This is a genomic window from Leifsonia sp. NPDC058248 (genome assembly GCF_042881905.1).
Taxonomy (GTDB): Bacteria; Actinomycetota; Actinomycetes; order Actinomycetales; family Microbacteriaceae; genus Leifsonia.
Map to the genome: position 1 here is coordinate 311,450 of NZ_JBHVXB010000003.1, position 22,827 is coordinate 334,276.

The window sequence follows — 22,827 nt, forward strand, 5'->3', positions numbered from 1 at the left end:
AGAGAATGCGCTCGCTAGCGTACGCGAGAATTCGAGGCCCAATCTGGGAGTTGTCCCGGGTCAGCCTGAAGAAAATCGAGGAGAGCACGGTTAATGGCTAAGAACACGGTGGGAGTCATCGGCGGGGGTCAGCTGGCACGGATGATGATCCCTCCGGCGATCGAGCTCGGCGTGGACATCCGCGTGCTGGAGGAGGCCGAGGGCATGAGCGCCGAGATCGCGGCGACGGGAGTCGGCGACTATCGCGACCTCGACACCGTCCTCGCGTTCGCCGAGACCGTCGATGTGGTGACCTTCGACCACGAGCACGTCCCGCCGGCCATTCTGCGTGAACTCGTCGCGCGCGGCATCGAGGTGCACCCGGGTCCGGATGCGCTGCTCTACGCACAGGACAAGCTCCACATGCGCGCCAAGCTCACCGAGCTCGGCCTGCCGGTGCCCGACTGGGCGTCGATCGAGTCGGCCGACGAGCTCGGTGCGTTCCTCGCCGACCACGGAGGCCGCGCGGTGGTCAAGACCGCGCGCGGCGGTTACGACGGAAAAGGCGTGCGCGTCGTCACGGATGCGTCGGGCGCCGACGACTGGTTCCTCGCGCTCGCCGAGGACGGCCGCGGGGGCGCGCTCCTGGTCGAGGAGCTGGTCTCCTTCCGGCGGGAGCTCGCCCAGCTGGTGGCACGCCGGCCGTCGGGCGAGATGGCCGCGTGGCCGGTGGTCGAGACCATCCAGCGCGACGGAGTGTGCGCCGAGGTGATCGCGCCGGCCCCCGGCACGGCCGGCCGGGTCGCCGATCTCGCCGCCGGGATCGCCCGCAGCGTCGCTGAAGGCCTCGGGGTCACCGGCGTCCTCGCGGTCGAGCTGTTCGAGACGACCGACGGGCGACTGCTCGTCAACGAGCTCGCCATGCGCCCGCACAACAGCGGCCACTGGTCCATCGAGGGGGCTGTCACGAGTCAGTTCGAGCAGCACCTGCGTGCCGTGCTCGACCTGCCGCTGGGCGCACCGGATGCCCGCGACGACTGGTCGGTGATGGTGAACATCCTCGGCGGGCCGGCGGAGGGGACGCTGCAGGACCGGTACCCGGCTGCTCTGGCTGCGCATCCGGAAGCCAAGGTCCACGGGTACGGCAAAGAGCCGCGCCCGGGCCGCAAGGTCGGCCACGTCACGGTCACCGGCGACGATCTCGAAGACGTGGTGTACATCGCCCGGAGTGCCGCGGCGTTCTTCGCCGACTGAGCTTCTAGCATGGAGGCCATGCCTGCCACCTCCAGCCAGCCGCGCGTCGCCGTCGTCATGGGGTCGGACTCGGACTGGAACGTGATGCAGGAGGCGTCGCAGATCCTGACCGAGTTCGGCATCGCCCATGAGGTCGAAGTGGTCTCCGCGCACCGCACGCCCGAGAAGATGATCGACTTCGGCAAGCGCGCCGCCGGTCGCGGCCTCAAGGTCATCATCGCCGGAGCCGGGGGCGCCGCGCACCTGCCCGGGATGCTCGCGTCGGTCACCACCCTCCCGGTCGTCGGGGTGCCCGTGCCGCTCGCCCGACTCGACGGCCTCGACTCGCTCCTCTCGATCGTGCAGATGCCGGCCGGGGTGCCGGTGGCCACCGTGTCGATCGGGGGCGCGAAGAACGCGGGACTGATCGCGATCAAGATCCTCGCTACCTCCGACGACGAGCTCACCGCCGCCCTCGAGCGCTTCGCGGCCGACCTCGAGGCGTCCGTGGAGCAGAAGAACCAGGCCCTCAAAGCACGACTATGACCATCGCAAGCCCGCTCCGTCACCCGGACACCGCATCCGCCCCGACCATGACCAGGCGGGGCTGGTGGCTCGTGGCCGCCAACCTCCTGCTGCCCGGTTCAGCCCAGGTGCTCGCCGGAAACCGCCGGCTCGGCCGGATCGGCATCGTCGCGACCCTCCTGCTCTGGCTGCTCGCGATCGTGACGCTCGTGGTCTACCTGATCTGGCCGACGGTGCTCTACACGCTGTTCACCCAGACCGGCAGCCTCCTGACCCTGCAGCTCCTCCTCGTGGCATACGCGGTTCTCTGGGTCGTGCTGACGCTGGACACCCTGCGGCTCATCCGGCTCGTGAAGACGTCGGCCTCGGCGCGCGGCTGGATCGCTGCCTTCGCAGTGATCATGCTGGTCGGCATCACCGGGACCGCCGGTTACGCCTCCGTCGTCGCCGGGTCGGCCCGCGGCGCCCTCGGCGACATCTTCTCGGCGGGACCGTCTCAGCCTCCCGTTGCCGGGCGGTACAACATCATGCTGCTCGGCGGGGACGCCGGGCCCGACCGCGACGGTCTCCGCCCGGACAGCATGTCGGTGGTCAGCATCGACGCCAGCACGGGCCAGGCGGTCACCATCGGCCTGCCGCGCGACCTCGACCCGGTGCCGTTCCCTGCGACGTCGCCGCTCCACGCGCTCTACCCGGACGGATACGGCTACAACGGGCGCTGCGACGTCGACGTGTGCCAGCTCAACTCGATCTACACCGAGGCGGCGCTCTACAAGTCCGACCTGTTCCCGGCTGCGAAGAAGCACAACAGCGATCCGGGCATCGAGGCGATGCGGGATGCGCTCGAGGGGGCGACCGGACTGACCATCCAGTACTACGTGCTCATCGACATGCAGGGCTTCGCCGACCTCATCGACTCGCTGGGCGGCGTGGAGGTCACCGTGAAGGAGCGTCTCCCGATCGGCGGCGACGAGAATCTCAACGGCGTCGTCTCGTGGATCAAGCCGGGTGTGCAGCACATGAGCGGCTACACCGCCCAGTGGTACGCCCGCTCCCGTCACGGCACCAGCGACTACGACCGGATGGCGCGGCAGCGCCAGCTGCAGGATGCCATCCTGAAGCAGGTGAACCCGGTGAACGTCGTCTCCAAGTTCCAGGGCATCGCGAATGCGGGCACTCAGGTCGTCAAGACCGACATTCCGCAGTCGATGCTGGGGTACTTCGTCGACCTCGGAATGAAGACGCGCAAACTCCCGGTGAAGCAGCTCGAGCTGGTCCCGCCGCTGATCGCACCGGACGATCCGGACTACACGCAGATCCACCGGCTGGTACAGGCCTCCTTCGCCGCACCGACGCCGAAACCCACGGGAAAGTAGGGTTTTCGCTCACATCTGACCCCTGAACGGGTCACAGGATCTTCAGAGGCGCCAGGGGTACCGTAGCCGCCCTATGTCGAGTACTGGTGTGAAGGTGAAGACGAAACCGAGCGAGCGGCTCGCCGCTCTTGATGGACTGCGCGGGCTTGCCGCGCTGATTGTTCTCGCCCATCACGCCATGTACACGAACCCTGCGTTCCCCGGTACTCCGGGCGCCGGAAACGTTCAGACCGGCTCCCCGATGTGGTGGATCAGCTACACGCCGCTGAAGCTCGCGACGGCCGGCTGGGAGTCCGTGATCGTGTTCTTCGTGCTCTCCGGACTGGTGGTGTCGCTCCCGGTCGTCCGCAAGCGCGGATTCGACTGGGTGGCGTACTTCCCGCGTCGCGTCGTCCGGCTCATGGTTCCCGTGATGGGGGCCGTCGTCGTGGCGGCGGCGTTCGTCATCGCCATCCCGCAGCGTTCGGTGCAGCCCGCCGGAACGTGGCTGAGCGACTCGTCGACCCCGAACTTCTCGTGGGAGTACATCGTCAAGGCCTGGGACCTGCTCGGCGGCGACGGGCAGATCGACAACCCGCTGTGGTCGCTCCGCTGGGAGCTGGTCTTCTCGCTGGCGCTGCCCGTGGTCGCGATCGCCGCGATCGCGGTGCGCAAGTGGTGGATGGCCGGGCTGGCCGGTGCTGTCGTACTCACCTGGCTCGGCGTCCGCACCGACTCGGGGGCGCTCAGCTACCTGCCCGCCTTCTTCGTCGGCGCTGTGCTCGCGGTCCGGCTGGATGCCGTGCGCCTCTTCGCCGACCGGATGAACGCCCGCCGGTTCCGGCATCCGCTCTGGTTCCTGATCGCTCTGGGCGGTTCGATGCTGATGATCGCGCCGTGGCTGCTCGGCCAGGGCGCGGGCGACGCCGGTGAGCTGGTCGCCGTGCTCAAGGGCCTCGCGCCGCTCGGCGCCGCCGCCATCGTGGTGGCCGCCATCGGCTGGAAGCCCCTGCACCTGCTGTTCGAGTCGCGTCCGCTGCAGTTCGCCGGTGCGATCTCGTTCAGCCTGTATCTGGTGCATGTGCCGATCCTCATCTTCAGCAGCTACCTGTTCGCAGGCCAGCCGTGGTTCGTGCCGCTGCTGTTCGCCGTGCCGGTGGCGATCCTCGTGGCGGTCGGGTTCACCTGGCTGGTCGAGAAGCGCAGCCACGGATGGTCGCGCTCGGTCGGCGCCTGGGCCTCGGCCCGCTATACCGCCTGGTTCGGACGCGAGGAGATCGACGCGGATGCCCGTCCGGCTCGCGACCGTGCGGAGACCGGCTCAGCGGCCGGTGGTCGTGTCAGTGAAGGTGCCCGTGCCGACGCCGAGCGCGAGCGGGTGAGCGCCGACCGGTGACGGCCGTCCGCCGGCCTACAGGTCGGCGTGGAGCTGCCAGACCCGCTCGGCTGAGTCGCGCCAGCTGAACGCCCTCGCCCGGTCGGCCGAGAGGATGCTCAGCCGCGAGCGCAGCGTGTCGTCGGTGAGCACCCGGCCGATCGCCTCGGCGAGCCGTTCCGCATACCCGTCGGTGTCGTCGGGCCTCGAAGGACGCTCGACGATGAGGCTCGCACCGGCGGCCACCTCGACGAGCGCGGGGTCGTCGGAGTGGATCACCGGCGTGCCGAACTTGAACGCCTCGACGATGGGGAGCCCGAACCCTTCGGCCAGGCTCGGATAGACGAAGACCGTCGCACGGTCGAGCACGACCGCGAGGTCGGCATCGTCGAGGTACCCGAGCGCACGCACGCGGTCCTCGGGCAGCCCGGCGGCAGCGGCGACGCCCGTGGCCGAGCCCTCGCCGTAGCGGTCGGGACCGGCGATGAGCAGGGGGATGCTCTGGGCCTCCGGTCGCGCGATGCCCCGGATGAGCGGCACGAGGCCTTTGCGGGGCATGATCGAGCCCAGCGTCAGCGCGTAGCGGCCGGGGAGGCCGAGCCGCGCGGCGCGCTCGTCGGCATCGGCCGGCAGCCGGAGCGTAGTGGCCGGTGCGCCGCCGATGACCCGGACGCGGTCGCCCAGGTCGACGAACTCGGCCAGCCGATCGGCGACGGCGTGCGTCGGCACCACCACGGCGTCGGCGTGCTTGCGGGCGCGTTTGGCCATCGCCTTCTGCCAGATCACGGTGGTCGACGAGAGTGATTCCGGGTAGGTCCACGGCACGACGTCGTGGATCGTCACGGCGATCTGGTCGCCGTCGTTGACCCGGTCGTGCTTGCGCAGGGGAGCGAGCAGGGTGGGGGCGTGGATCATGCCGCCCGCGCCGGGCAGCGCCAGGCCCGACTGCCAGGCCATGATCAGCTCGCGGCGGGCGAGCGGCAGCCGGACGAGCCGTGCGATGCCGGGCAGCCGCGCCGTCAGGTCGTCGAGGGTCTCCTGCGGAACGTTCGACACGATGCCCTCGACCTCGCAGCCGGGAGGGGCCGTGGCGATGATCTGCCGGGTCAGCTCCTCGGCGTAGCGGAGGGACCCACCGGGAGCGTCGCCGATGAGCTCGTCAACGACCACTCTCAGGGTTGTCATGCTGCTCCAGAACTCCGTCTCGCGCGGCGTCGGCCAGCGCATCCTGCCATGCCCTCATGGGCTCGAGCCCGACGTCTCGCCAGGCCCGGTGACCGAGCACCGAGTACGCGGGTCGCGGTGCCGGTCGCACGAACTGGGAGCTGTCGGTCCGTGTGACCCTATCAGGGTTCAAACCGGCCTGGCTGAAGACGGCCTTCGCGAACTCGTACCAGGTCGCCTCGCCCGAGTTGGTGCCGTGATAGATGCCCGCGGGGGCATCCGAGTCGACGAGGGCGACGATGCACTCGGCGAGGTCTCCCGTCCAGGTGGGCTGACCGCGCTGGTCGTCGACGACGCCGACGGTCTCGTGGCTCGCGGCCAGGCGCAGCATGGTCTTGGCGAAGTTGGGGCCGCCCGCTCCGTAGAGCCAGGCGGTGCGGACGACGTAGGTGCCATCCGGATGCGCGGCGAGGGCGAGCTCTTCGCCGGCCGCCTTCGTGCGGCCGTAGGCGTTGATCGGGTCGCGCGGGGCGTCCTCCTCGTAGGGAGCGGTTCCGTTTCCGTCGAACACGTAGTCCGTCGACACGGTCACCAGGCGCGCCCGGTGCTGCTTCGCCGCCCGGGCGAGGTTCTCGGTCCCCGTCGCGTTGATCGCGTAGGCCTCGTCCTCATGGCTCTCGGCGTCGTCGACCTTCGTGTACGCCGCCGCATTGATCACGACGTCGTGGCCGGCGACCGCGGCGAGCACGGCCTCCTGATCGGTCACGTCGAGGTCGGCGCGGCGGAGCGCGGTGACCTCACGGCCGGTGAGGGCCTTCTGGAGGTCCTGGCCGAGCATTCCGGCGGCGCCGGTGATGAGGTAGCGGGTCATGCGCTCAATTGTCCAGTGCGGCGCGGGCCTTCAGCGGCTCCCACCAGGACCGGTTGTCGCGGTACCACTGCACCACGTCGGCGAGACCCTGCTGGAACGGGACGAGCGGCTCGTAGCCGAGCTCGGACCGGATCTTCGAGATGTCGACCGAGTAGCGGAGGTCGTGCCCGAGCCGGTCGGCGACGCGGTCGACGTACGACCAGTCTTTGCCGGTGGCGTCGAGGAGGAGCTGCGTGAGCTCCTTGTTCGTGAGCTCCGTCCCTCCGCCGATGTTGTAGATCTCGCCGGCGCGGCCGTTGACGAGGACCATCGCGATGCCGCGCGTGTGGTCGTCGACGTGCAGCCAGTCGCGGATGTTGTTCCCCTCGCCGTAGAGGGGGACGTGCTTGTCGTCGATCAGATTGGTGACGAAGAGCGGGATGACCTTCTCGGGGAAGTGGTACGGCCCGTAGTTGTTCGAGCACCGGGTGATCGAGAGGTCGAGGCCGTGCGTGCGGAAGTAGCTGCGGGCGAGAAGGTCGCTGCCCGCCTTGCTGGCGGAGTAGGGGGAGTTCGGCTCGAGGGGCCGGTCCTCGGCCCAGGAGCCCTCGGCGATGGAGCCGTAGACCTCGTCGGTGGAGACGTGCACGAAGCGCTTCAGATTGTTGCGCAGCGCCGCGTCGAGCAGCTGCTGCGTGCCGAGCACATTGGTCTCGACGAAGATCGACGCGTCGCGCACGGAGCGGTCCACGTGCGACTCGGCGGCGAAGTGGACGACGGCGTCGATGGACGGGAACAGCTCGTCGAGGAGGCCGCCGTTGCGGATGTCGCCCTTCACGAACGTGTAGCGCGGTGAGTCGGCGACCGGCGCGAGGTTCTCCAGGTTGCCCGAGTAGGTGAGGGCGTCCAGCACGACGACCTCGGCGCCTTCGAGGCCCGGGTAGGCGTCCTGGAGGGTGCGGCGGACGAAGTTGGAGCCGATGAAACCGGCGCCGCCGGTGACGAGAATCTTCATGTGGTGATGGGTGCTTTCTGTCGACAGATCGGCAACGAGTCTAGCGCGGACCATGAACGCCGCACTCAGGAGGCGATTGGTAGACTCCGTGGGTGCAAATCCGTGAACTCTCCGTCCCCGACGCGTACGAAATCACCCCCAAGCAGTTCGCCGACGACCGCGGCGTCTTCCTGGAGTGGTACCGCTTCGACCGCCTGGAAGAGGCGATCGGGCACTCCCTCGACCTCAAGCAGGCGAACACGTCGGTCTCCCGGCGCGGGTCGGTGCGCGGCATCCACTTCGCCGACGTCCCGCCCAGCCAGGCCAAGTACGTGACAGCGACGCGCGGCGCCGTGCTCGACTATGTGGTCGACATCCGCGTCGGCTCGCCGACCTTCGGAACGTGGGACTCGGTCCTGCTCGACGACACCGACCGCCGGGCGATCTATGTGGGCGAAGGCCTCGGGCACTGCTTCGTCGCGCTCACCGACGACGCGACCGTCAGCTACCTGGTGACCGACGTCTACAACCCCACCCGCGAACACGGCATCAACCCGCTCGACCCCGAGGTCGGCCTGCGGTTTCCCGACGAGGCGGGGGAGCTGCTCCTCTCGCCGAAAGACACTGACGCCCCCGGGCTGGCGGAGGCCGCGGAGAGCGGTCTCCTGCCCACCTGGGAGGCCGCGCGGGCGTACTACGCCTCGCTGAACAACGGAGGCAAGTAGACGAATGCGCGGAATCATCCTCGCCGGCGGATCCGGTACGCGGCTGTGGCCGATCACCAAGGGCATCTCGAAACAGCTCATGCCCATCTACGACAAGCCGATGGTCTACTACCCGCTGTCGACGCTGATGATGGCCGGCATCAACGAGATCCTCATCATCACCACGCCCGAGTACAACGAGCAGTTCAAAGCGCTGTTCGGTGACGGCTCCTCGCTGGGCATCCGGCTCGAGTACGCCGTGCAGCCGTCGCCCGACGGCCTGGCCCAGGCGTTCATCATCGGCGAGGAGTTCATCGGCGAGGAGTCGGTCGCGCTGGTGCTCGGCGACAACATCTTCCACGGCGCCGGACTCGGCTCGTCGCTTCGCAACCACAGCGAGATCGACGGCGCACTGATCTTCGCCTATCACGTGAGCAATCCGACCGCGTACGGCGTCGTCGAGTTCGACGAGAACTTCATCGCCCGCTCGATCGAGGAGAAGCCGGTCAAGCCGAAGAGCAACTACGCCGTTCCCGGTCTCTACTTCTACGACAACTCGGTCGTGGCGATCGCCAAGACGATCGAGCCGAGCGCCCGCGGCGAGCTGGAGATCTCGACCGTGAACGAGCGGTACCTGGATGCGGGCAAGCTGCAGGTTCAGGTGCTCGACCGCGGCACGGCCTGGCTCGACACCGGGACGTTCGAGTCGATGATGCAGGCCTCCGAGTACGTGCGCGTGATCGAGGACCGGCAGGGCTTCAAGGTCGGCTGCATCGAGGAGATCGCCTGGCGAGCCGGGTGGATCGACGACTCCCGCCTCAGTGAGCTGGCCGCCCCTCTCGTCAAGAGCGGCTACGGACGGTACCTGAACGGTCTGCTCGCCACGCCGGAAAGCTGAGCATCGCTCGATAATTGCGTCATCGTGCGCGTGGGAGCAATTTCGTTGCGTGGCTGAGGTCAATACGCTCCGAATCTGACTAGGTTGGTAAGCGTGTTGCTCCGACCAGCCCGCACGAGACTCCTCGCTGCCCTCCTCACGACCATCGCCGTCGTGCTCGGCAGCGCGACGATCGCCGCGCCGGCCGACGCGGAACCCGCTGCATCGGCGGTGAGGGCGAGCGTGGGCGGGCCTGCGAAGGCCGCTGTCGCATCCGGCTTCAACCCCGGCTACATCATCAGCGACTACAACTTCTTCAACGGCAGCGTGCTCGACACGGGCACGATCCAGTCGTTCCTCAACAACCAGGTCCCCACCTGCCGGGCCGGCTTCACCTGCCTCAAGAGCTACACCGAGAAGACGGTGTCGCGCGCGGCGGACGCGATGTGCGCGGCCTACACCGGGGGAGCGGTGGAGAGCGCCGCCACCATCATCTTCAAAGTCGGGCGTGCCTGCGGGATCAGCCAGAAGGTGCTGCTCGTCCTGCTCCAGAAAGAGCAGAGTCTCGTCACGGACGACTCCCCGAGCGCCAACCAGTACCGGAGCGCGACCGGGTACGCCTGCCCGGACACGGCCCCCTGCGACGCGCTCTACTACGGGTTCTACAACCAGGTGTACAAGGCGGCCTGGCAGTACAAGCGCTACAGCAACCCGCCCGGCACCGGCAACACGTTCACCTGGTTCCCGGTGGGCAAGGCGACCGCCATCCGGTACAGCCCCGTCATGACGTGCGCCGCCCCGTCCGTGGTCATCCAGAACGCCGCGACCGCCGCGCTCTACTACTACACGCCCTATCAGCCGAACCCAGCGGCTCTCGCCAACCTCTACGGAACCGGCGACGCGTGCTCGGCGTACGGCAACCGCAACTTCTGGCGGATCTACACCGACTGGTTCGGCTCGACCACCCGCAGCGTCCCGCCGATCGGGAGCTTCGACACCGCCGTGCTGAGTGCGACCGCGTTCACCGTGAGCGGCTGGGCGATCGATCAGTCGCTCATGCAGAAGTCGATCACCGTGTCCGTCAGCCTGAACACCCCGGCCGGCGTCACCACCAAGAGCATGGTCGCCAGCGGATCGCGGCCCGATGTCGGCAATGTCTACCCGTCGGCGGGCGCAGCGCACGGCTTCTCGGTCTCCATCCCGCGCAACGGCGCCAACGGCCAGTTCATGGCCTGCGTGACAGCGGTGGCGACGACAGGCAATTCGGCGGGCAATGCCGGCTTCGGCTGCAAGACGGTGTTCTACTCGCCGTCCCTCCTGGGAAGCCCGCCGGTGTCGCGGTTCCAGGGCGGCGACCGCTTCTCCACGTCGGTGGCGGTCTCGCGCGCGACCTATCCGGCCTCGGGCGTCCCCGTCGCCTTCATCGCCTCCGGCACGAAATTCGCCGACGCGCTGAGCGCCGGTCCCGCCGCTGCCGCTCAGGGCGGCCCTTTGCTGCTCGTCGCCCCCAACGCTCTTCCCTCGACGATCGCTGCCGAGCTGACCCGGCTCGCGCCGAAGAAGATCGTGATCGTCGGAGGGCCAGCCGCGGTGAGCGACGGCGTGGCGGCGAAGCTCCGCGCCATCCAGCCCAACGTGCAGCGACTGGCCGGGAGCAACCGGTTCGCCACCTCCCGTGCGGTCGCGTCCGCGGTGTTCGGCGCATCGACCGCCGCTTACGTGGCGTCGGGCTTCAACTTCCCGGATGCCCTGTCGGCGACCGCTGCGGCCGGAGCCGCGAAGCGTCCGATCCTTCTCGTCGACAACCGTGCTGCGTCGATCGACCCGAGCACGGCCGCCTACCTGAAGTCGTCCAGGATCCGTTCCGTCGCGATCGTGGGCGGGCCGGCGGTCATGCCGGTCACGCTCGAGGCGAGCATCGCGAAGGCCGGGTCCACACCGAGCCGGTTCGGCGGATCGAACCGCTACAACACGAGCCACCTGGTGAACATGGCGGCGTTCACCAGCGCACCGGCGGTCTATCTCGCGACGGGGCTGTCGTTCCCGGATGCTCTGTCCGGGGCCTCCGCCGCCGGCGTGATGTCCAGTCCGCTGTTCGTGATTCCGGGCACCTGCCTTCCGCGCACGATCGGGAACGACATCGTGACGCTCGGCGCCAAGAAGGTGATCCTGCTCGGCGGTCCCGCGGCGCTCTCCGTGTCGGTGAACGACCTCCGGCCGTGCTGACGCGGCCGGTAGCGTCGGCGTTCTAGCGGGAGATCCACCAGAGGCGGCCCCAGAGGCCGAGACGCAGCGCAAGGCGCACAGGCGCGTTGTACCAGCCCGAGTACTTGCGCGACAGGTAGCGGTAGGCGCTGTCGTGATGCGCCCGCTCCATGCGTTTCACGTTCCGCGACGCCGAGTGCGCGCCGGAATGGGTGATGACGGCCTCGGGGATGTAGACGTTCGACCAGCCGGCCCGGCCGAGCCGGTCGCCCAGGTCGACGTCCTCGAAGTACATGAAGTACGAGAGGTCGAAGCCGCCGATGTCACGGTAGGCGGACGGGCGGATGAGCAGACACGCCCCGGAGAGCCAGCCCGCGTTGCGCCGCTGGTCGCTCTCCCGTTCGGCGCGATACTTCATCGACCACGGATTCGTCGGCCAGACCCGCCCGAACAGGGCGTGGGCGACCCCCGTGCCCAGGCTCGGGAGCCGGCGGGCGGACGGATAGACGTCGCCTTCGGAGGTCAGGATCTTCGGGCCGAACGATCCGCCGTCGAGCCGTTCCTCCGCGGCCGCCACGAGGACGTCGACCGATCCCCGTCCGAGCACGACATCCGGGTTCGAGACGAGGATGTAGTCGTACGGCTTCGAGGCCGCGTCGATCGCCGCTGCGACGCCGGAGCCGTAGCCCACGTTGCTGGAGAGCGGAAGGAACCGCGCACCGGCCGCCCCGGCGACAGCCTTGGTCTGCAGCGCCTCTGACGAAGCGTTCTCGGCGACGATCACCTCGCCGATCGACTCGCCGGCATCCGGGATGGACGCCAGAAACTGGCGCACTGCCTCCGTGGAGTCGTAGGTGACAGTGACGACGAGAACCGAGCGCCCGGTCATCCGGCGGAGTCGCGCCTGCGGGTCTGACGCGCGCGGTAGCGCGTCATGACGGCCCCGGGACCTCCCTCTCGGAGGTAGTACATGGCCCGTTCGAAGTCGCGGCGCACGCCCGTGCTGGGCACGCGGTCGGAGTTCTTCTTCTTGCCCTTGCCTTTGCCTTTGGCCTTCTCGCCTTTGCGCAGGACGATCTTGTCGGCCGCGTGCGCCGGGTTCTGGCAGAAGGCGATCAGGGGTGCGAGAGCGCGCGACCAGCGGAAGTCCTCGCGGACGACCGCCACATTCGCGCGGGCCGTCGCGACGGCCTCGTCGTCGTAGAGGAACCTCTCCATCGCTGAGACGAGCGCCTTCTGGTCGCGCTCGGGCACGGCGGCGCCCAGGCTGCGCTCCGCGACGAGGTCGCCGAAGCTGTCGCCCTCGGTGGTGACGATCGGCAGGCCGGCCCAGAGGTAGTCCAGGATGCGCGTGCGGAACGAGAACGTCGTCTCGACGTGCTGGAAGTGCGTCGAGACGCCCAGGTCGGCGTCGAGCAGGTAGTTCTGACGGTCTTCGAACGGCACCCAGTTGTCGTTGAAGAAGACGTGGGTGCCGAGGAGGCCCAGCTCCTCCGCGAGGCGCTTCGCCTCGCCGACGGCCTCCATCTCGGGCACATCCGGGTTCGGGTGCTTGACACCCATGAAGAACAGCTTGACGTCGGTGTGCTCGAGGGCGAGCTCGCCGACCGCCCGGATGAGCGTCTGAGGGTCGAACCAGTTGTAGATCCCGCCTCCCCACACGATCACCTTGTCGTCGAGGCCGATGCCGGGCACGGCACCGCGGATGGCGTGGCGCGTCTGCTCCGGCTCCTCACTGGCGATGCCGAACGGTGCGATGGCGATGAGTGAGTCGAGTTCCGAGTCGCGGGAGTACGTATAGGCGTTGACGCGGCCGAGGCCGGCGAGCTGGCCGAGCCAGAAGTGCCGCTGGCGATCGCTGGCGCACAGGAAGAAGTCGCCGACTTCGAGCTGGTAGTTGAGCGAGGTGGTGGCGTCGCCGATCTGCTTGTTCCAGAGCGAGATGGTCTGCCCGCGCCCCTGCTCGAGCTGCTCGAGGTGCATCGGGTCGTAGATGTCGGCAACGATGATCTTCTGCGACTTCTCGAGCGCCGGGAACAGGACCAGCGCGTTGCCCTGCACGATGATGATGTCGGCCCACTTCTCGTGCTCGACCACCGAGCTCGGCCGGTGGTGCGAGATGGTGCCCAGCTCGAACGGTGCATCGACGGCCTCGACCCGGTTCATCGACACGAGGCGCACGTCGTGCTCGCCCGAGAGCTCCTTGGCGATGTGCCAGGCGCGGATGGCCGGGCCCGCCATGCGGCCGCCCACCGGGTCGCCGGTGATGACCAGGATGCGACGGCGGGCGGAGACGGAGAGGACGTCGAGGTTGCGGACGATCTTCTCGTAGCCCTCGAGGTAGCTCTCGATCGGGTACGCCGGCTCGTCGACCTTGCCGAACAGCCGGCGGAGCTCGCGGTCGCTGCGGACGCGCGTGCCCTGCACCTTCTCGCGTGCCGCGCTCATCTCGGGAAGCAGCTCGACGAGACGATCGATCGCGAAGATGCCCGCCATCGTCGACTTGGAGACCGGCATCGTCGGCTCGTCGTCGCCGCCGGGGTTGCGCAGGTCGAGCGCGGTCGAGTCGAGCTTGCCGCGTGCGACGGCCCGCCGGACGGCGAGGAGCAGCGCGCCCGGGAAGACATGCTCGAGTGACTCGTCGTCGAGGTTCTTGTAAAGGGTGTAGAGCGCGTTGCGCTCCAGCAGGTACTCCTCGCGGAAGTTGCCGAACTTGTTCATGGACGCGTGGTGCTTGTGGTACGCCAGCGACTTGGGCTGGAACCGGAACCGGTGTCCGAGCAGGTTGAGTCGCCAGCCGAGGTCGACGTCGTCGTAGAACATGAAGTAGTCGTCGTCGAAGCCGCCGAGCTCTTCGAAGAGCGCGGCACGGATGAACATGGCGGCGCCCGTGCCGAACAGCACGTCCTTCTCCACGTCCCACGAGCCACGGTCCTCTTCGCCCGCGTGCGGCTTGTAGCCCATCCCGTACCAGGTGACGGCGGCGTCGAGGTAGTCGACGTTCACGCCGTCCCAGTCGAGCACCTTGCTGGCCACCGCTCCGATGTCGAGCCCGGTCGCGAACGTGGCGATCGCCTCGGCGATCCAGTCGGGGTGCGGTTTCGCGTCGTTGTTCAGGAAGGCGACGAACTCGCCGGTCGATTCGGCGACGCCGAGGTTGCAGCCACCGGTGAAGCCGAGGTTCGCGCCCGAGTCGATGAGGGTGATGGCGTCGCCGAGTGCGCCCAGCTTCTCCATGCTGTCGTCGCCCGAGCCGTTCTCCACCACGACGATCTCGAGAAGGTCGCTCGGCCAGTTGAGCTGCTGAAGCCCCCGCACGCATTCGATGGTGTCATCCGCACCGCGGAAATTGACGAGGACCACTGATACGACCCCGGTGCGACGCTTCTTCATATACCCCGATATCCCTTATTGCCGTCCGTCGATGAACGCGGAGCAGTCTACAAGGTGCGTCTGGCAGGCCTCCGAGTGCTGAGAGTCTCCATATGAAATGATTGAGTCCTTGCCCCCGGCACTCCCAACCCGAAGGTGTGAACACGACCGTGAGACTGGTAATGACCCTGATGGTCCGCGACGAGGCGGACATCATCGGATCGATGATCGATCACTCCCTGGCGCAGGGCGTCGACACGCTCATCGTCACCGACAACGGGTCGATCGACGGCACGGTCGAGATCCTCGAGTCGTACGGCGACCGGATCGTCCTGCGGCACGACCCGGTGCAGCGCAAGCAGCAGCACTCGGTCGTGACGGGCATGGCGCGGGATGCGGCCACCGAGTTCGGCGCCGACTGGGTGATCAACGCCGACGCCGACGAGTTCTGGCTCCCCACCGCGGGCGGGGCGACGCTGCGCGAGGTGTTCGAGCAGCTCCCCACCGAGCTCCGCACCTTCCAGGTCGAGGTCGTCGACATGACCGGGGCCCCCGCTCTGCGGGGGAGCGGGCTGCAGCGACTGGTGTACCGCGACACCCGTCCGGTCGCGCGGCTCAACGAGCTGGGCATCCACTCGCACTCGACCCCGGATGCCGTGCACATCGGCAGCCCGGACATCGAGGTCGCCCAGGGCAACCACTTCGTCAACCTCGAGCAGAACGGCGAGGTCCCGGCAGGGCTGGGGATCGAGGTGCTCCACTTCCCGTGGCGCTCCTGGGAGCAGTTCGAGGGCAAGGTGGCGAAGGCCGGCCGCGCCTACGAGGCGAATCCGGTGCTCCGGCCGAGCCCGAACCACCACGGGATGCGCGAATACCACCGCTGGGCGGCGGGGGCGCTGAAGGCGTATTACGTCATCCGTCATCCCGACCGCGACGAGCTGGAGGCGGGCATCCGGGATGGCGTGTTCGTGGAGGACACCCGGATCGCCTCCGCCGTTCCTTCGGTCGTGGCAGACGAGCCGCTCGACGACGACGACGTGACGGCGTCACGACGGTGGGGTCCGGTGCTGGCCGCGAGCGAGGCGCAGTCGATCGGCGAGATCCGCGCCCGCGACGCCCGCATCGACGAACTGCTGCACTACGTCGACGAGGGCAAGCAGCGCATCGACGGCCTCATCGAAGACGTCCGTATCCTGAACGAGCGCATCGGGACGCTTCAGCGCTCTGCGGCGATGCGCCCCGTGCGCCGACTGCTCCGGGCGGGGAAGCGCGTGGTGGTGCGCGTCACCAAACGCTGAGCGGCCCCGCGCTCTCAGGTTCCGCGCCCGGGCGAGCGGTTATGCTTACACCTGCCCATGACGACTCCACTCACTGATCACGAAATGCGCGAGGCGCGTTTCGCCGCCCTCGCCACGAAGCCGATGGTGCAGGTCGGCCCGACGGCCGGCGGGTTCGGCAAGACCTGGTCGGCCATCCGCGACGTCCTGTCGCAGCGCGAGATGCTCGGTCTGCTCGTACGCCGCGATCTGAAGGCCAAGTACAAGGACAGCGCGCTCGGGTTCCTCTGGTCGTTGGTGCGGCCGCTCACGCAGCTGGTCATCTACTACGTGGTCATCGGGAAGTTCCTGCAGGCGGCGAAAGGCACCCCCGACTTCGCGATCTACGTCTTCACCGGCCTGACCGCGTACACGTTGTTCAGCGAGATCGTCTCGAGCGGCACCTCGTCGATCGTCGGCAACGCCGGATTGATCAAGAAGATCTACCTGCCACGGGAGATCTTCCCGCTCGCCAGCGTGGGCTCCGCCCTCTTCAACTTCCTCATCCAGTTCGGCATCCTGGTCGTGGCGACCCTGGCGCTCGGCAAGTTCCCCTGGCATCCGGGGATCGTGTTCCTGGTCCCGTCGTTCCTGCTGATCGTCATCTTCGGCACGGCGTTCGCCATCCTGCTCTCGGCGCTCAACGTCTACCTGCGTGACATCCAATACCTCGTCGAGGTCTCCATCATGATCCTGATGTGGGCGTCGCCGATCGTGTACCCGTGGTCCACCGTGCAGAACGTGCTGGGCGACGGGATCCTCCTCGACATCTACACCGACAACCCGATCACACTCGCCGTGCTGGGCTTCCAGCGCGCGATGTGGGTGGCGGGCGACGACGTGCCCTCCCCGGAGTGGCTGATGCCGCGCATCCTGATCGCCTGCGCCGTCGGGCTCGTCATGCTGTTCGGGTTCCAGCGCGTGTTCGCCCGTCTGCAGGGCAACTTCGCCCAGGAACTGTGATGGGAGCGACGATGCCGAACACCGTGGAAGCCAGCACAGACAGCACCGGGATCCCCGAGATCATCGTGGTCGACGACGTCTCGAAGCGATTCGTCGTGCGCAAGGACAACTCGCTCAAGGAGCGCCTCGTGACCTTCGGTCGCGGCCGCCAGCACCGTGAGGACTTCTGGGCGCTGCGCAACGTCTCGGCAACGATCAAGGCAGGCAGCACCATCGGCCTGATCGGACACAACGGCTCCGGCAAGAGCACGCTGCTCAAGGTGATCGGCGGCATCCTCGAGCCGACGACCGGAGTGGTCAGCCACCGCGGACGCATCGCCGCGCTCCTCGAGCTGGGCGCCGGCTTCCACCCCGACCTCACAGGCCGGGAGAACGTGTTCCTCAATGCGTCGATCCTCGGACTCTCGCGCAAGGAGACCGAGGAGCGGTTCGACGAGATCGTCGCCTTCTCCGGCATCGCCGACTTCATCGACACCCAGGTCAAGTTCTACTCGTCCGGCATGTACGTGCGGCTGGCGTTCGCCGTCGCGGTGCACACCGACCCCGACATCCTGCTGGTCGACGAGATCCTCGCGGTCGGCGACGAGGCCTTCCAGCGCAAGTGCCTCGACAAGATCCGCTCGTTCCAGGAGCAGGGTCGCACCATCCTGCTGGTGACCCACTCGCTGAGCCAGGTCACCGAGCTGTGCGACTGGGTCATCCTGCTCGACAAGGGCAACGTGATCTTCGAGGGCGACCCCAACCAGGCGGTGTCGCTGCTGCGCGAGAACCTCGAGGAGCGGCGGCTCGCCGAGGGCGGCGGACAGGACGCCATCATGGGGCGCGGCAGGATCACCGCCGCGCGGGTGCATCGGGCAGGCGGAGACGCGCACGATCCGGTCGCTCCCGGCGACGACCTCGTGGTCGAGCTCGACGTCGAGCACTTCGACGGCCTCGACGACTGGATGGCGGCTGTGCAGATCGACACCCCCAACGGTCAGGCGGTGTACGGCACGACGACGAAGCGTCTGGGCATCCACCTGAAACGGCTGAAAGAGCCCCGCACGATCCGCTTCACCATCAAAGACGCACGATTCGGCTCGGGCAAGTACTTCGTGAACGTCTCGCTGATGGACGAAGCCGGGCGCCACATCCACGACCTGCCGCAGGTGGCGTCGTTCGACGTGCCGTACTACCCCTACGCCGTCGGCGCGATGCACGCGGAGCCGGTGGCGGACGATCTCGGCGAGGTTGCGCTCTCAGGCGAAAAGCTGGCGTGACGTCGATGGCGCTCACCGTGGTGCTCCGCCTGAACGACGGGGACGCCGACATCGTCGAGTCCTCGGTGCAGCACTATCGGCGCGAAGGCGTCGACCACATCGTCCTCGTCGACGAGAGTCACGACGACGAGGTGCGCCTGGCGGCGGAGGCGGTGCCGGATGCTCCGGAGCTCGACGCCACTGTCGAATTCGCGCGCACCTGGAGTCCGTCGGGCGGGGGCTGGCACCTCGACGCCCACGGCGGCGAGTTCTGGATCGCGTCCGACCCCGGCACCCGGCTCGCCGATGCCTTCGCGAGGCTCACGCGCGACGCTGCGCGCGTCGACGCCCCCGTGACCCGGATGACCGGAGCGCCCGCCGCCACCGGCTCCGGCCTCGCGCGCCTCACCTTCCGCGACCTCCGTCCGCCTGCAGAGGCGGAATCGGTCGGCCTGACCGTCGCCCCGTCCACCCGCACCGCCCTCCGCCCGGGCGCGGACGTCCCGGTGCCCGGCACGGGTGTCGAGGTGCTCCGGTTCGACCAGCGGTCGATCCGTCAGGTGCGAGCGCGGGCGGGCGGCGGAGCGGAAGCCGAGCTCGCGGTCGCCCGCTATCTCGCGCTCGCGCCCGGAGAGCCCGCTGCGGCCGGAAGCGCCGACGGCGTGTTCGAGTACGAGGGGCGGCTCGCCGACCTCGGCTCGCCCGAGACGGCCCTGAGCGGCGAGGAACGGGCGGTAGAGGTCCGCGCCGCGCTGCTGTCGACGCTTCGGCTGGTCGAGACGCTGCGTCCCCTCCCCGACAAGGTCGCCGAACTCGAGGCCGCGGTCCGCGGCTATACGGGGAGTCTCGTCGGGCGCACGGCCGACGGCGTCTCGCGCGTCGTGAACGGTGCGGGACGACGCGCAGGCCGCGCCGTCGGCCGCGGCCGGGCCGTCACCGCGCACTGGCTGCGCGCCCGCGGCGAGGAGCGTCGCGCCGCCACGGTGCGCAGACTGCTCGACCGGCCGATCCCGCCGACCGTCGTCCTCGGCACACCCCGCACCGACGCCGTGCCACTCGTGATGTGCCTCTGGAACCGGCCGCAGCGGCTCGGTGAGATCGTGCGGATGCTCGCGGCCCAGGAGTCCGGGCATCCGGTGCGGCTGGTGCTCTGGAACAACGCGCCCCAGCATCAGGCCGAGCTCGAACGCGTGCTGGCGGACCTCCCGCTCGGCGCGCTGTCCTCGGTGGAGCTGTACGCGTCGCCGGCGAACATCGGAGGCGTCGCGCGTTTCGTCGTCGCCCGCTGGCTGCGGAACGCGGGCACCCGCGGCGCGTTCATCATGCTCGACGACGACCAGCAGGTCGGGCCCGATTTCGTCGACCGGATGCTCGCCGACTACGCCCCGCACACCATCGCCGCCTGGTGGGCCTTCGCCAACCACGGCAGCCACTGGAGACGGTCGGAGCTCGAGCCGGGGGAGGACGCCGGCTACGCAGGGACGGGCGGCGCGGTCGCCGACCTCGACCTCGTGAGCGATGCGACGTTCTTCGACCTCCCCGCGCGCTACCTCATGCTCGAAGACCAGTGGATGACGTACTACGCCCGCACCAACGGCTGGACGGTGCGCAAGTCGGCCGTCTCGATCGAACAGGTGATGGCCGAAGAGTCCGAGAACCAGTACCACGGGCTCCGGTCGCTGAAGGACGAGTTCTACGACTACCTGTACGGCGATCGCCGTGGAGCGGGCGGGTAAGCTTCCGTGGTGCCCGTTTCTCACTCTGCCCCGACTCGCCGCAGACGCTGGTCGTACATCGGGCTCGTCCCGATCTTCGCGCTTCTCGCCCTCATCGCCTGGGCCGTATCGTCCCCCATCGGCTCCAGCCCCGACGACGACTACCACCTCCCCAGCATCTGGTGCGGACTCGGCGACCGGCCGGGCATCTGCGAGACGGTGCCGGGGCATCCGGATCAGCGGGCCGTGCCGAACGCGATCGCGGACTCGAAGTGCAACATCAAGATCCTGAACGTGCAGTGCCGGACCCGGGTGGTGCCGCCGCCCGGAACCATGACCCCGACCATGCGAGGCAACTTCGAGGGGATCTACCCGCCGGTCTACTACTCGTTCATGAGCATCTTCGTGACGCCGAACGTCGCCGCGTCGGTGATCGGGATGCGCATCGTGAACGCGGTGCTGTTCGTCGGAATCACGACGCTGCTCTATCTCCTGCTCGCACCGTCGCGGCGAAGAACGCTGCTCTGGACATGGGCGATCGGCATCGTGCCGCTCGGCGCCTTCCTCGTCGCCTCCAACAATCCGAGCGCGTGGGCGGTCATCGCGGGCGGCTCGCTCTGGCTCTCCCTGGTCGGCTACTTCGAATCCCAGGGCCGCAGAGCGATCTGGCTGGGAGTGCTCTCCGTGGTGCTGGCGGTGATGGGGGCGGGCGCACGCGCGGACTCCGCGCTGTACACGGTGGGGGCTGTCATCGTCGCCGGCATCCTCACCGCAGAACGCACGCGTGCGTTCTTGCTGAAGGCGATCCTGCCGGCGGCGCTGGTGATCGTCGGCGTGTTCTTCTACCTCACGGCCGGGCAGTCGGCGGTGGCGTCGTCCGGCTTCGGCGGCGGCAGCGGGGGCAAGGCCAACCCGGTCTCCATGTCATCGCTGCTCTGGAACAACCTCCTCAACCTCCCATCGCTCTGGGCGGGCAATCTCGGAACCTGGGGGCTCGGCTGGCTGGACACCCCGATGCCCGCCATCGTCTCGGTGACGTGCATCGCCCTGTTCGGCGGCGTCACCTTCGCCGGTCTGCGCTCCGCGTCGACACGGAAGCTCCTCGCGCTGGGCGCCGTGACACTCGCGCTGATCGTCGTCCCGATGTGGGCGCTGTACGTGAGCCGTGCCCTGGTCGGCTTCCAGATCCAGCCGCGCTACATCTTCCCCCTGCTGCTCATGTTCGCCGGTGTCGCCCTCCTGAGCGTGCGCGGACGGCCCATCACGTTCAGCCGGCTCCAGGTCGGCGTGGTCGCCGTCGGGATCGCGATCGCGAACTCCGCAGCGCTGCACATCAACCTCCGCCGGTACATCTCCGGCCTCCAGGTGACCGACCCGAACCTCAACCACTTCGTCACCTGGTGGTGGCACGTGCCGATCACCCCCATGGTCGTCTGGGTCGTGGGCTCGCTCGCGTTCGGCGTCGCCATCTGGCTCGCGCTCTGGTACGTCGCGATCAGGACGCCCCGGCTCGAGGCACTCGAGGAGCCTGCCGAGCCTGTCGAGCCGGTGACCCGACCGGTCGCCGCAGTGTAGACCGCGCCCGCCCGGAGGCTCCTCCGAGGTGCGGGCCAATAGGATTGACAGGATTGTTTTGCACCCCATGGGAAGTGACAGATAGATGAAGATCGCCGTTATCGCTCTAGGCAAGATCGGCCTGCCCCTCGCCACCCAGTTCGCCTCCAAAGGGCACGAGGTGGTCGGGGTCGACGTCAATCCGCGGACGGTCGAACTGGTCAACTCCGCCCAGGTGCCGTTCCCGGGTGAGGCCGGACTGGCCGAAGGGCTGTCCTCGGCGATCGCGGCCGGCACGCTGCGGGCGACCACCGACTACGCGGACGCGGTGCCGGGCGCCGACGCCGTGGTGATCGTGGTCCCGCTCTTCGTCGACCTGGATGCCCGGCCCGACTTCGCGTGGATGGACGCGGCGACCGAGTCGGTCGCCTCCCACCTCACCCCCGGAACCCTGATCTCCTATGAGACGACCCTTCCGGTCGGCACGACCCGCGACCGCTGGAAGCCGCGCCTCGAAGAGATCTCGGGCCTGACCGAGGGCGTCGACTTCGACGTCGTCTTCTCGCCGGAGCGCGTGCTCTCCGGCCGCATCTTCGCCGACCTCCGCAAGTACCCGAAGCTGATCGGCGGTCTCTCCGACAGCGGTGCCGCGCGTGCGATCGCCTTCTACGAGGCCGTCCTCGACTTCGACGCGCGCGCCGATCTGGCCCGGGCCAACGGCGTGTGGGACCTGGGCTCGGCCGAAGCGGCGGAGTTCGCCAAGCTCGCCGAGACCACTTACCGCGACGTCAACATCGGTCTCGCCAACCAGTTCGCCCGTTACGCCGAACGCGCCGGCATCGACGTGTACCAGGTGATCGATGCCTCCAACTCGCAGCCGTACAGCCACATCCACCGCCCCGGCATCGCCGTCGGCGGCCACTGCATCCCGGTGTACCCGCGTCTCTATCTCTGGAACGACCCGGAGGCGACCATCGTCCGCGCCGCCCGCGAAGCGAACGCGGCCATGCCGTCGCATGCCGTCGCGATGCTGGAGGGCGCCTACGGCAGCCTGGCCGGCGCCCGCGTCGTGGTGCTCGGTGCCGCCTACCGCGGAGGCGTGAAGGAGACCGCCTTCTCCGGCGTCTTCCCGACGGTCGACGCGCTGCACGCGCGCGGCGCCGTCCCTCTCGTGCACGACCCGCTGTACACCGATGAGGAGCTCCGCGCTCTCGGCTTCGAGCCGTACACGGTCGGAAGCCCGGCGGACGCCGCTCTCATCCAGACAGACCACGCCGACTACAAGGGCCTCGGCCCGAACGATCTCCCCGGCATCAAGGTCCTCATCGACGGTCGTCGTCTGAGCTCGGCCGAGGCCTGGCCCGGCGTCGTCTACCGCGTCATCGGCGTCGCACCGAACAATTAGGCT

The 22,827-nt window shown here is 68.6% G+C and carries 18 protein-coding genes; 13 read left to right on the forward strand and 5 right to left on the reverse strand.

Going from position 1 to position 22,827, the window contains the following annotated elements; translation table 11 throughout:
* Positions 1-93 precede the first annotated feature (93 nt).
* The 4 genes from ACFVV5_RS06855 to ACFVV5_RS06870 all read left to right on the forward strand — a co-directional run bounded on the left by ACFVV5_RS06855 (position 94) and on the right by ACFVV5_RS06870 (position 4,488).
* Positions 94-1,233, forward strand: coding sequence for a 5-(carboxyamino)imidazole ribonucleotide synthase (locus ACFVV5_RS06855; RefSeq protein ID WP_387240899.1), 1,140 nt, complete (start codon positions 94-96; stop codon positions 1,231-1,233).
* 18 nt (positions 1,234-1,251) lie between these two features.
* On the forward strand, positions 1,252-1,758 hold the full coding sequence (purE, locus tag ACFVV5_RS06860; RefSeq protein WP_387240902.1) for a 5-(carboxyamino)imidazole ribonucleotide mutase: 507 nt from the start codon (positions 1,252-1,254) through the stop codon (positions 1,756-1,758).
* Positions 1,755-3,113: an LCP family protein gene (locus ACFVV5_RS06865; RefSeq protein ID WP_387240905.1), complete on the forward strand. Its 1,359-nt coding sequence runs from the start codon at positions 1,755-1,757 to the stop codon at positions 3,111-3,113. The genes purE and ACFVV5_RS06865 overlap by 4 nt, the downstream gene beginning before the upstream one ends.
* An 88-nt stretch (positions 3,114-3,201) precedes the next feature.
* A complete protein-coding gene (locus tag ACFVV5_RS06870) occupies positions 3,202-4,488 on the forward strand; it encodes an acyltransferase family protein (RefSeq protein WP_387240908.1) in 1,287 nt (428 codons plus the stop codon).
* 15 nt (positions 4,489-4,503) lie between these two features.
* On the opposite strand, the gene ACFVV5_RS06875 is transcribed toward ACFVV5_RS06870, so the two are convergent.
* The 3 genes from ACFVV5_RS06875 to rfbB are packed head-to-tail and all read right to left on the reverse strand — an operon-like array spanning position 4,504 to position 7,496.
* Positions 4,504-5,652 (reverse strand): glycosyltransferase family 4 protein, encoded by a 1,149-nt coding sequence (locus ACFVV5_RS06875; RefSeq protein WP_387240911.1) that lies wholly within the window; start codon positions 5,650-5,652, stop codon positions 4,504-4,506.
* On the reverse strand, positions 5,627-6,502 hold the full coding sequence (gene rfbD, locus ACFVV5_RS06880) for a dTDP-4-dehydrorhamnose reductase (RefSeq protein ID WP_387240914.1): 876 nt from the start codon (positions 6,500-6,502) through the stop codon (positions 5,627-5,629). The genes ACFVV5_RS06875 and rfbD overlap by 26 nt, the downstream gene beginning before the upstream one ends.
* A gap of 4 nt (positions 6,503-6,506) precedes the next feature.
* Positions 6,507-7,496 (reverse strand): dTDP-glucose 4,6-dehydratase, encoded by a 990-nt coding sequence (gene rfbB / locus ACFVV5_RS06885; RefSeq protein WP_387240917.1) that lies wholly within the window; start codon positions 7,494-7,496, stop codon positions 6,507-6,509.
* A 92-nt stretch (positions 7,497-7,588) separates the two neighbouring features.
* Here rfbB and ACFVV5_RS06890 point away from each other — a divergent pair, with 92 nt between their 5' ends.
* The 3 genes from ACFVV5_RS06890 to ACFVV5_RS06900 all read left to right on the forward strand — a co-directional run bounded on the left by ACFVV5_RS06890 (position 7,589) and on the right by ACFVV5_RS06900 (position 11,282).
* The gene (locus tag ACFVV5_RS06890) at positions 7,589-8,200 is read left to right on the forward strand and encodes a dTDP-4-dehydrorhamnose 3,5-epimerase family protein (protein ID WP_387240920.1); all 612 of its coding nucleotides are present in this window, start codon (positions 7,589-7,591) and stop codon (positions 8,198-8,200) included.
* A gap of 4 nt (positions 8,201-8,204) precedes the next feature.
* The gene (gene rfbA, locus ACFVV5_RS06895; RefSeq protein WP_387240923.1) at positions 8,205-9,077 is read left to right on the forward strand and encodes a glucose-1-phosphate thymidylyltransferase RfbA; all 873 of its coding nucleotides are present in this window, start codon (positions 8,205-8,207) and stop codon (positions 9,075-9,077) included.
* 93 nt (positions 9,078-9,170) lie between these two features.
* Positions 9,171-11,282, forward strand: coding sequence for a cell wall-binding repeat-containing protein (locus tag ACFVV5_RS06900; RefSeq protein WP_387240926.1), 2,112 nt, complete (start codon positions 9,171-9,173; stop codon positions 11,280-11,282).
* Between the two features lie 22 nt (positions 11,283-11,304).
* Here ACFVV5_RS06900 and ACFVV5_RS06905 read toward each other — a convergent pair whose 3' ends face one another.
* Complete coding sequence (locus ACFVV5_RS06905) at positions 11,305-12,150, reverse strand: glycosyltransferase family 2 protein (protein WP_387240929.1); 846 nt, start codon at positions 12,148-12,150, stop codon at positions 11,305-11,307.
* Positions 12,147-14,654 (reverse strand): glycosyltransferase, encoded by a 2,508-nt coding sequence (locus ACFVV5_RS06910; RefSeq protein ID WP_387240931.1) that lies wholly within the window; start codon positions 14,652-14,654, stop codon positions 12,147-12,149. The genes ACFVV5_RS06905 and ACFVV5_RS06910 overlap by 4 nt, the downstream gene beginning before the upstream one ends.
* Positions 14,655-14,815: 161 nt before the next feature.
* Between ACFVV5_RS06910 and ACFVV5_RS06915 the strand changes: the two genes are divergently transcribed.
* The 6 genes from ACFVV5_RS06915 (at position 14,816) to ACFVV5_RS06940 (ending at position 22,824) form a co-directional block, all read left to right on the forward strand.
* On the forward strand, positions 14,816-15,931 hold the full coding sequence (locus ACFVV5_RS06915) for a glycosyltransferase family 2 protein (protein WP_387240934.1): 1,116 nt from the start codon (positions 14,816-14,818) through the stop codon (positions 15,929-15,931).
* Between the two features lie 84 nt (positions 15,932-16,015).
* Positions 16,016-16,912 carry an ABC transporter permease gene (locus ACFVV5_RS06920; RefSeq protein ID WP_387240937.1) on the forward strand — a complete coding sequence of 299 codons (897 nt, stop codon included), beginning with the start codon at positions 16,016-16,018 and terminating at the stop codon, positions 16,910-16,912.
* Positions 16,913-16,923: 11 nt separating this feature from the next.
* A complete protein-coding gene (locus tag ACFVV5_RS06925) occupies positions 16,924-18,171 on the forward strand; it encodes an ABC transporter ATP-binding protein (protein ID WP_387240940.1) in 1,248 nt (415 codons plus the stop codon).
* 5 nt (positions 18,172-18,176) lie between these two features.
* On the forward strand, positions 18,177-19,886 hold the full coding sequence (locus ACFVV5_RS06930) for a hypothetical protein (RefSeq protein WP_387240943.1): 1,710 nt from the start codon (positions 18,177-18,179) through the stop codon (positions 19,884-19,886).
* 9 nt (positions 19,887-19,895) lie between these two features.
* Positions 19,896-21,440 (forward strand): DUF2142 domain-containing protein, encoded by a 1,545-nt coding sequence (locus ACFVV5_RS06935; protein ID WP_387240946.1) that lies wholly within the window; start codon positions 19,896-19,898, stop codon positions 21,438-21,440.
* A gap of 85 nt (positions 21,441-21,525) precedes the next feature.
* Positions 21,526-22,824, forward strand: a complete 1,299-nt coding sequence (locus tag ACFVV5_RS06940; protein WP_387240949.1) for a nucleotide sugar dehydrogenase — start codon at positions 21,526-21,528, stop codon at positions 22,822-22,824.
* Positions 22,825-22,827: the final 3 nt, after the last annotated feature.

Bases quoted from the DNA above. Each gene is read 5' to 3' on its own strand.
- ACFVV5_RS06910 (WP_387240931.1), bottom strand. From the start codon at position 14,654: ATGAAGAAGCGTCGCACCGGGGTCGTATCAGTGGTCCTCGTCAATTTC.
- ACFVV5_RS06855 (WP_387240899.1), top strand. From the start codon at position 94: ATGGCTAAGAACACGGTGGGAGTCATCGGCGGGGGTCAGCTGGCACGG.
- ACFVV5_RS06940 (WP_387240949.1), top strand. From the start codon at position 21,526: ATGAAGATCGCCGTTATCGCTCTAGGCAAGATCGGCCTGCCCCTCGCC.
- purE (WP_387240902.1), top strand. From the start codon at position 1,252: ATGCCTGCCACCTCCAGCCAGCCGCGCGTCGCCGTCGTCATGGGGTCG.
- ACFVV5_RS06905 (WP_387240929.1), bottom strand. From the start codon at position 12,150: ATGACCGGGCGCTCGGTTCTCGTCGTCACTGTCACCTACGACTCCACG.
- rfbB (WP_387240917.1), bottom strand. From the start codon at position 7,496: ATGAAGATTCTCGTCACCGGCGGCGCCGGTTTCATCGGCTCCAACTTC.
- ACFVV5_RS06930 (WP_387240943.1), top strand. From the start codon at position 18,177: ATGGCGCTCACCGTGGTGCTCCGCCTGAACGACGGGGACGCCGACATC.
- ACFVV5_RS06925 (WP_387240940.1), top strand. From the start codon at position 16,924: ATGCCGAACACCGTGGAAGCCAGCACAGACAGCACCGGGATCCCCGAG.
- ACFVV5_RS06865 (WP_387240905.1), top strand. From the start codon at position 1,755: ATGACCATCGCAAGCCCGCTCCGTCACCCGGACACCGCATCCGCCCCG.
- ACFVV5_RS06920 (WP_387240937.1), top strand. From the start codon at position 16,016: ATGCGCGAGGCGCGTTTCGCCGCCCTCGCCACGAAGCCGATGGTGCAG.
- rfbA (WP_387240923.1), top strand. From the start codon at position 8,205: ATGCGCGGAATCATCCTCGCCGGCGGATCCGGTACGCGGCTGTGGCCG.
- ACFVV5_RS06915 (WP_387240934.1), top strand. From the start codon at position 14,816: ATGACCCTGATGGTCCGCGACGAGGCGGACATCATCGGATCGATGATC.
- ACFVV5_RS06875 (WP_387240911.1), bottom strand. From the start codon at position 5,652: ATGACAACCCTGAGAGTGGTCGTTGACGAGCTCATCGGCGACGCTCCC.
- rfbD (WP_387240914.1), bottom strand. From the start codon at position 6,502: ATGACCCGCTACCTCATCACCGGCGCCGCCGGAATGCTCGGCCAGGAC.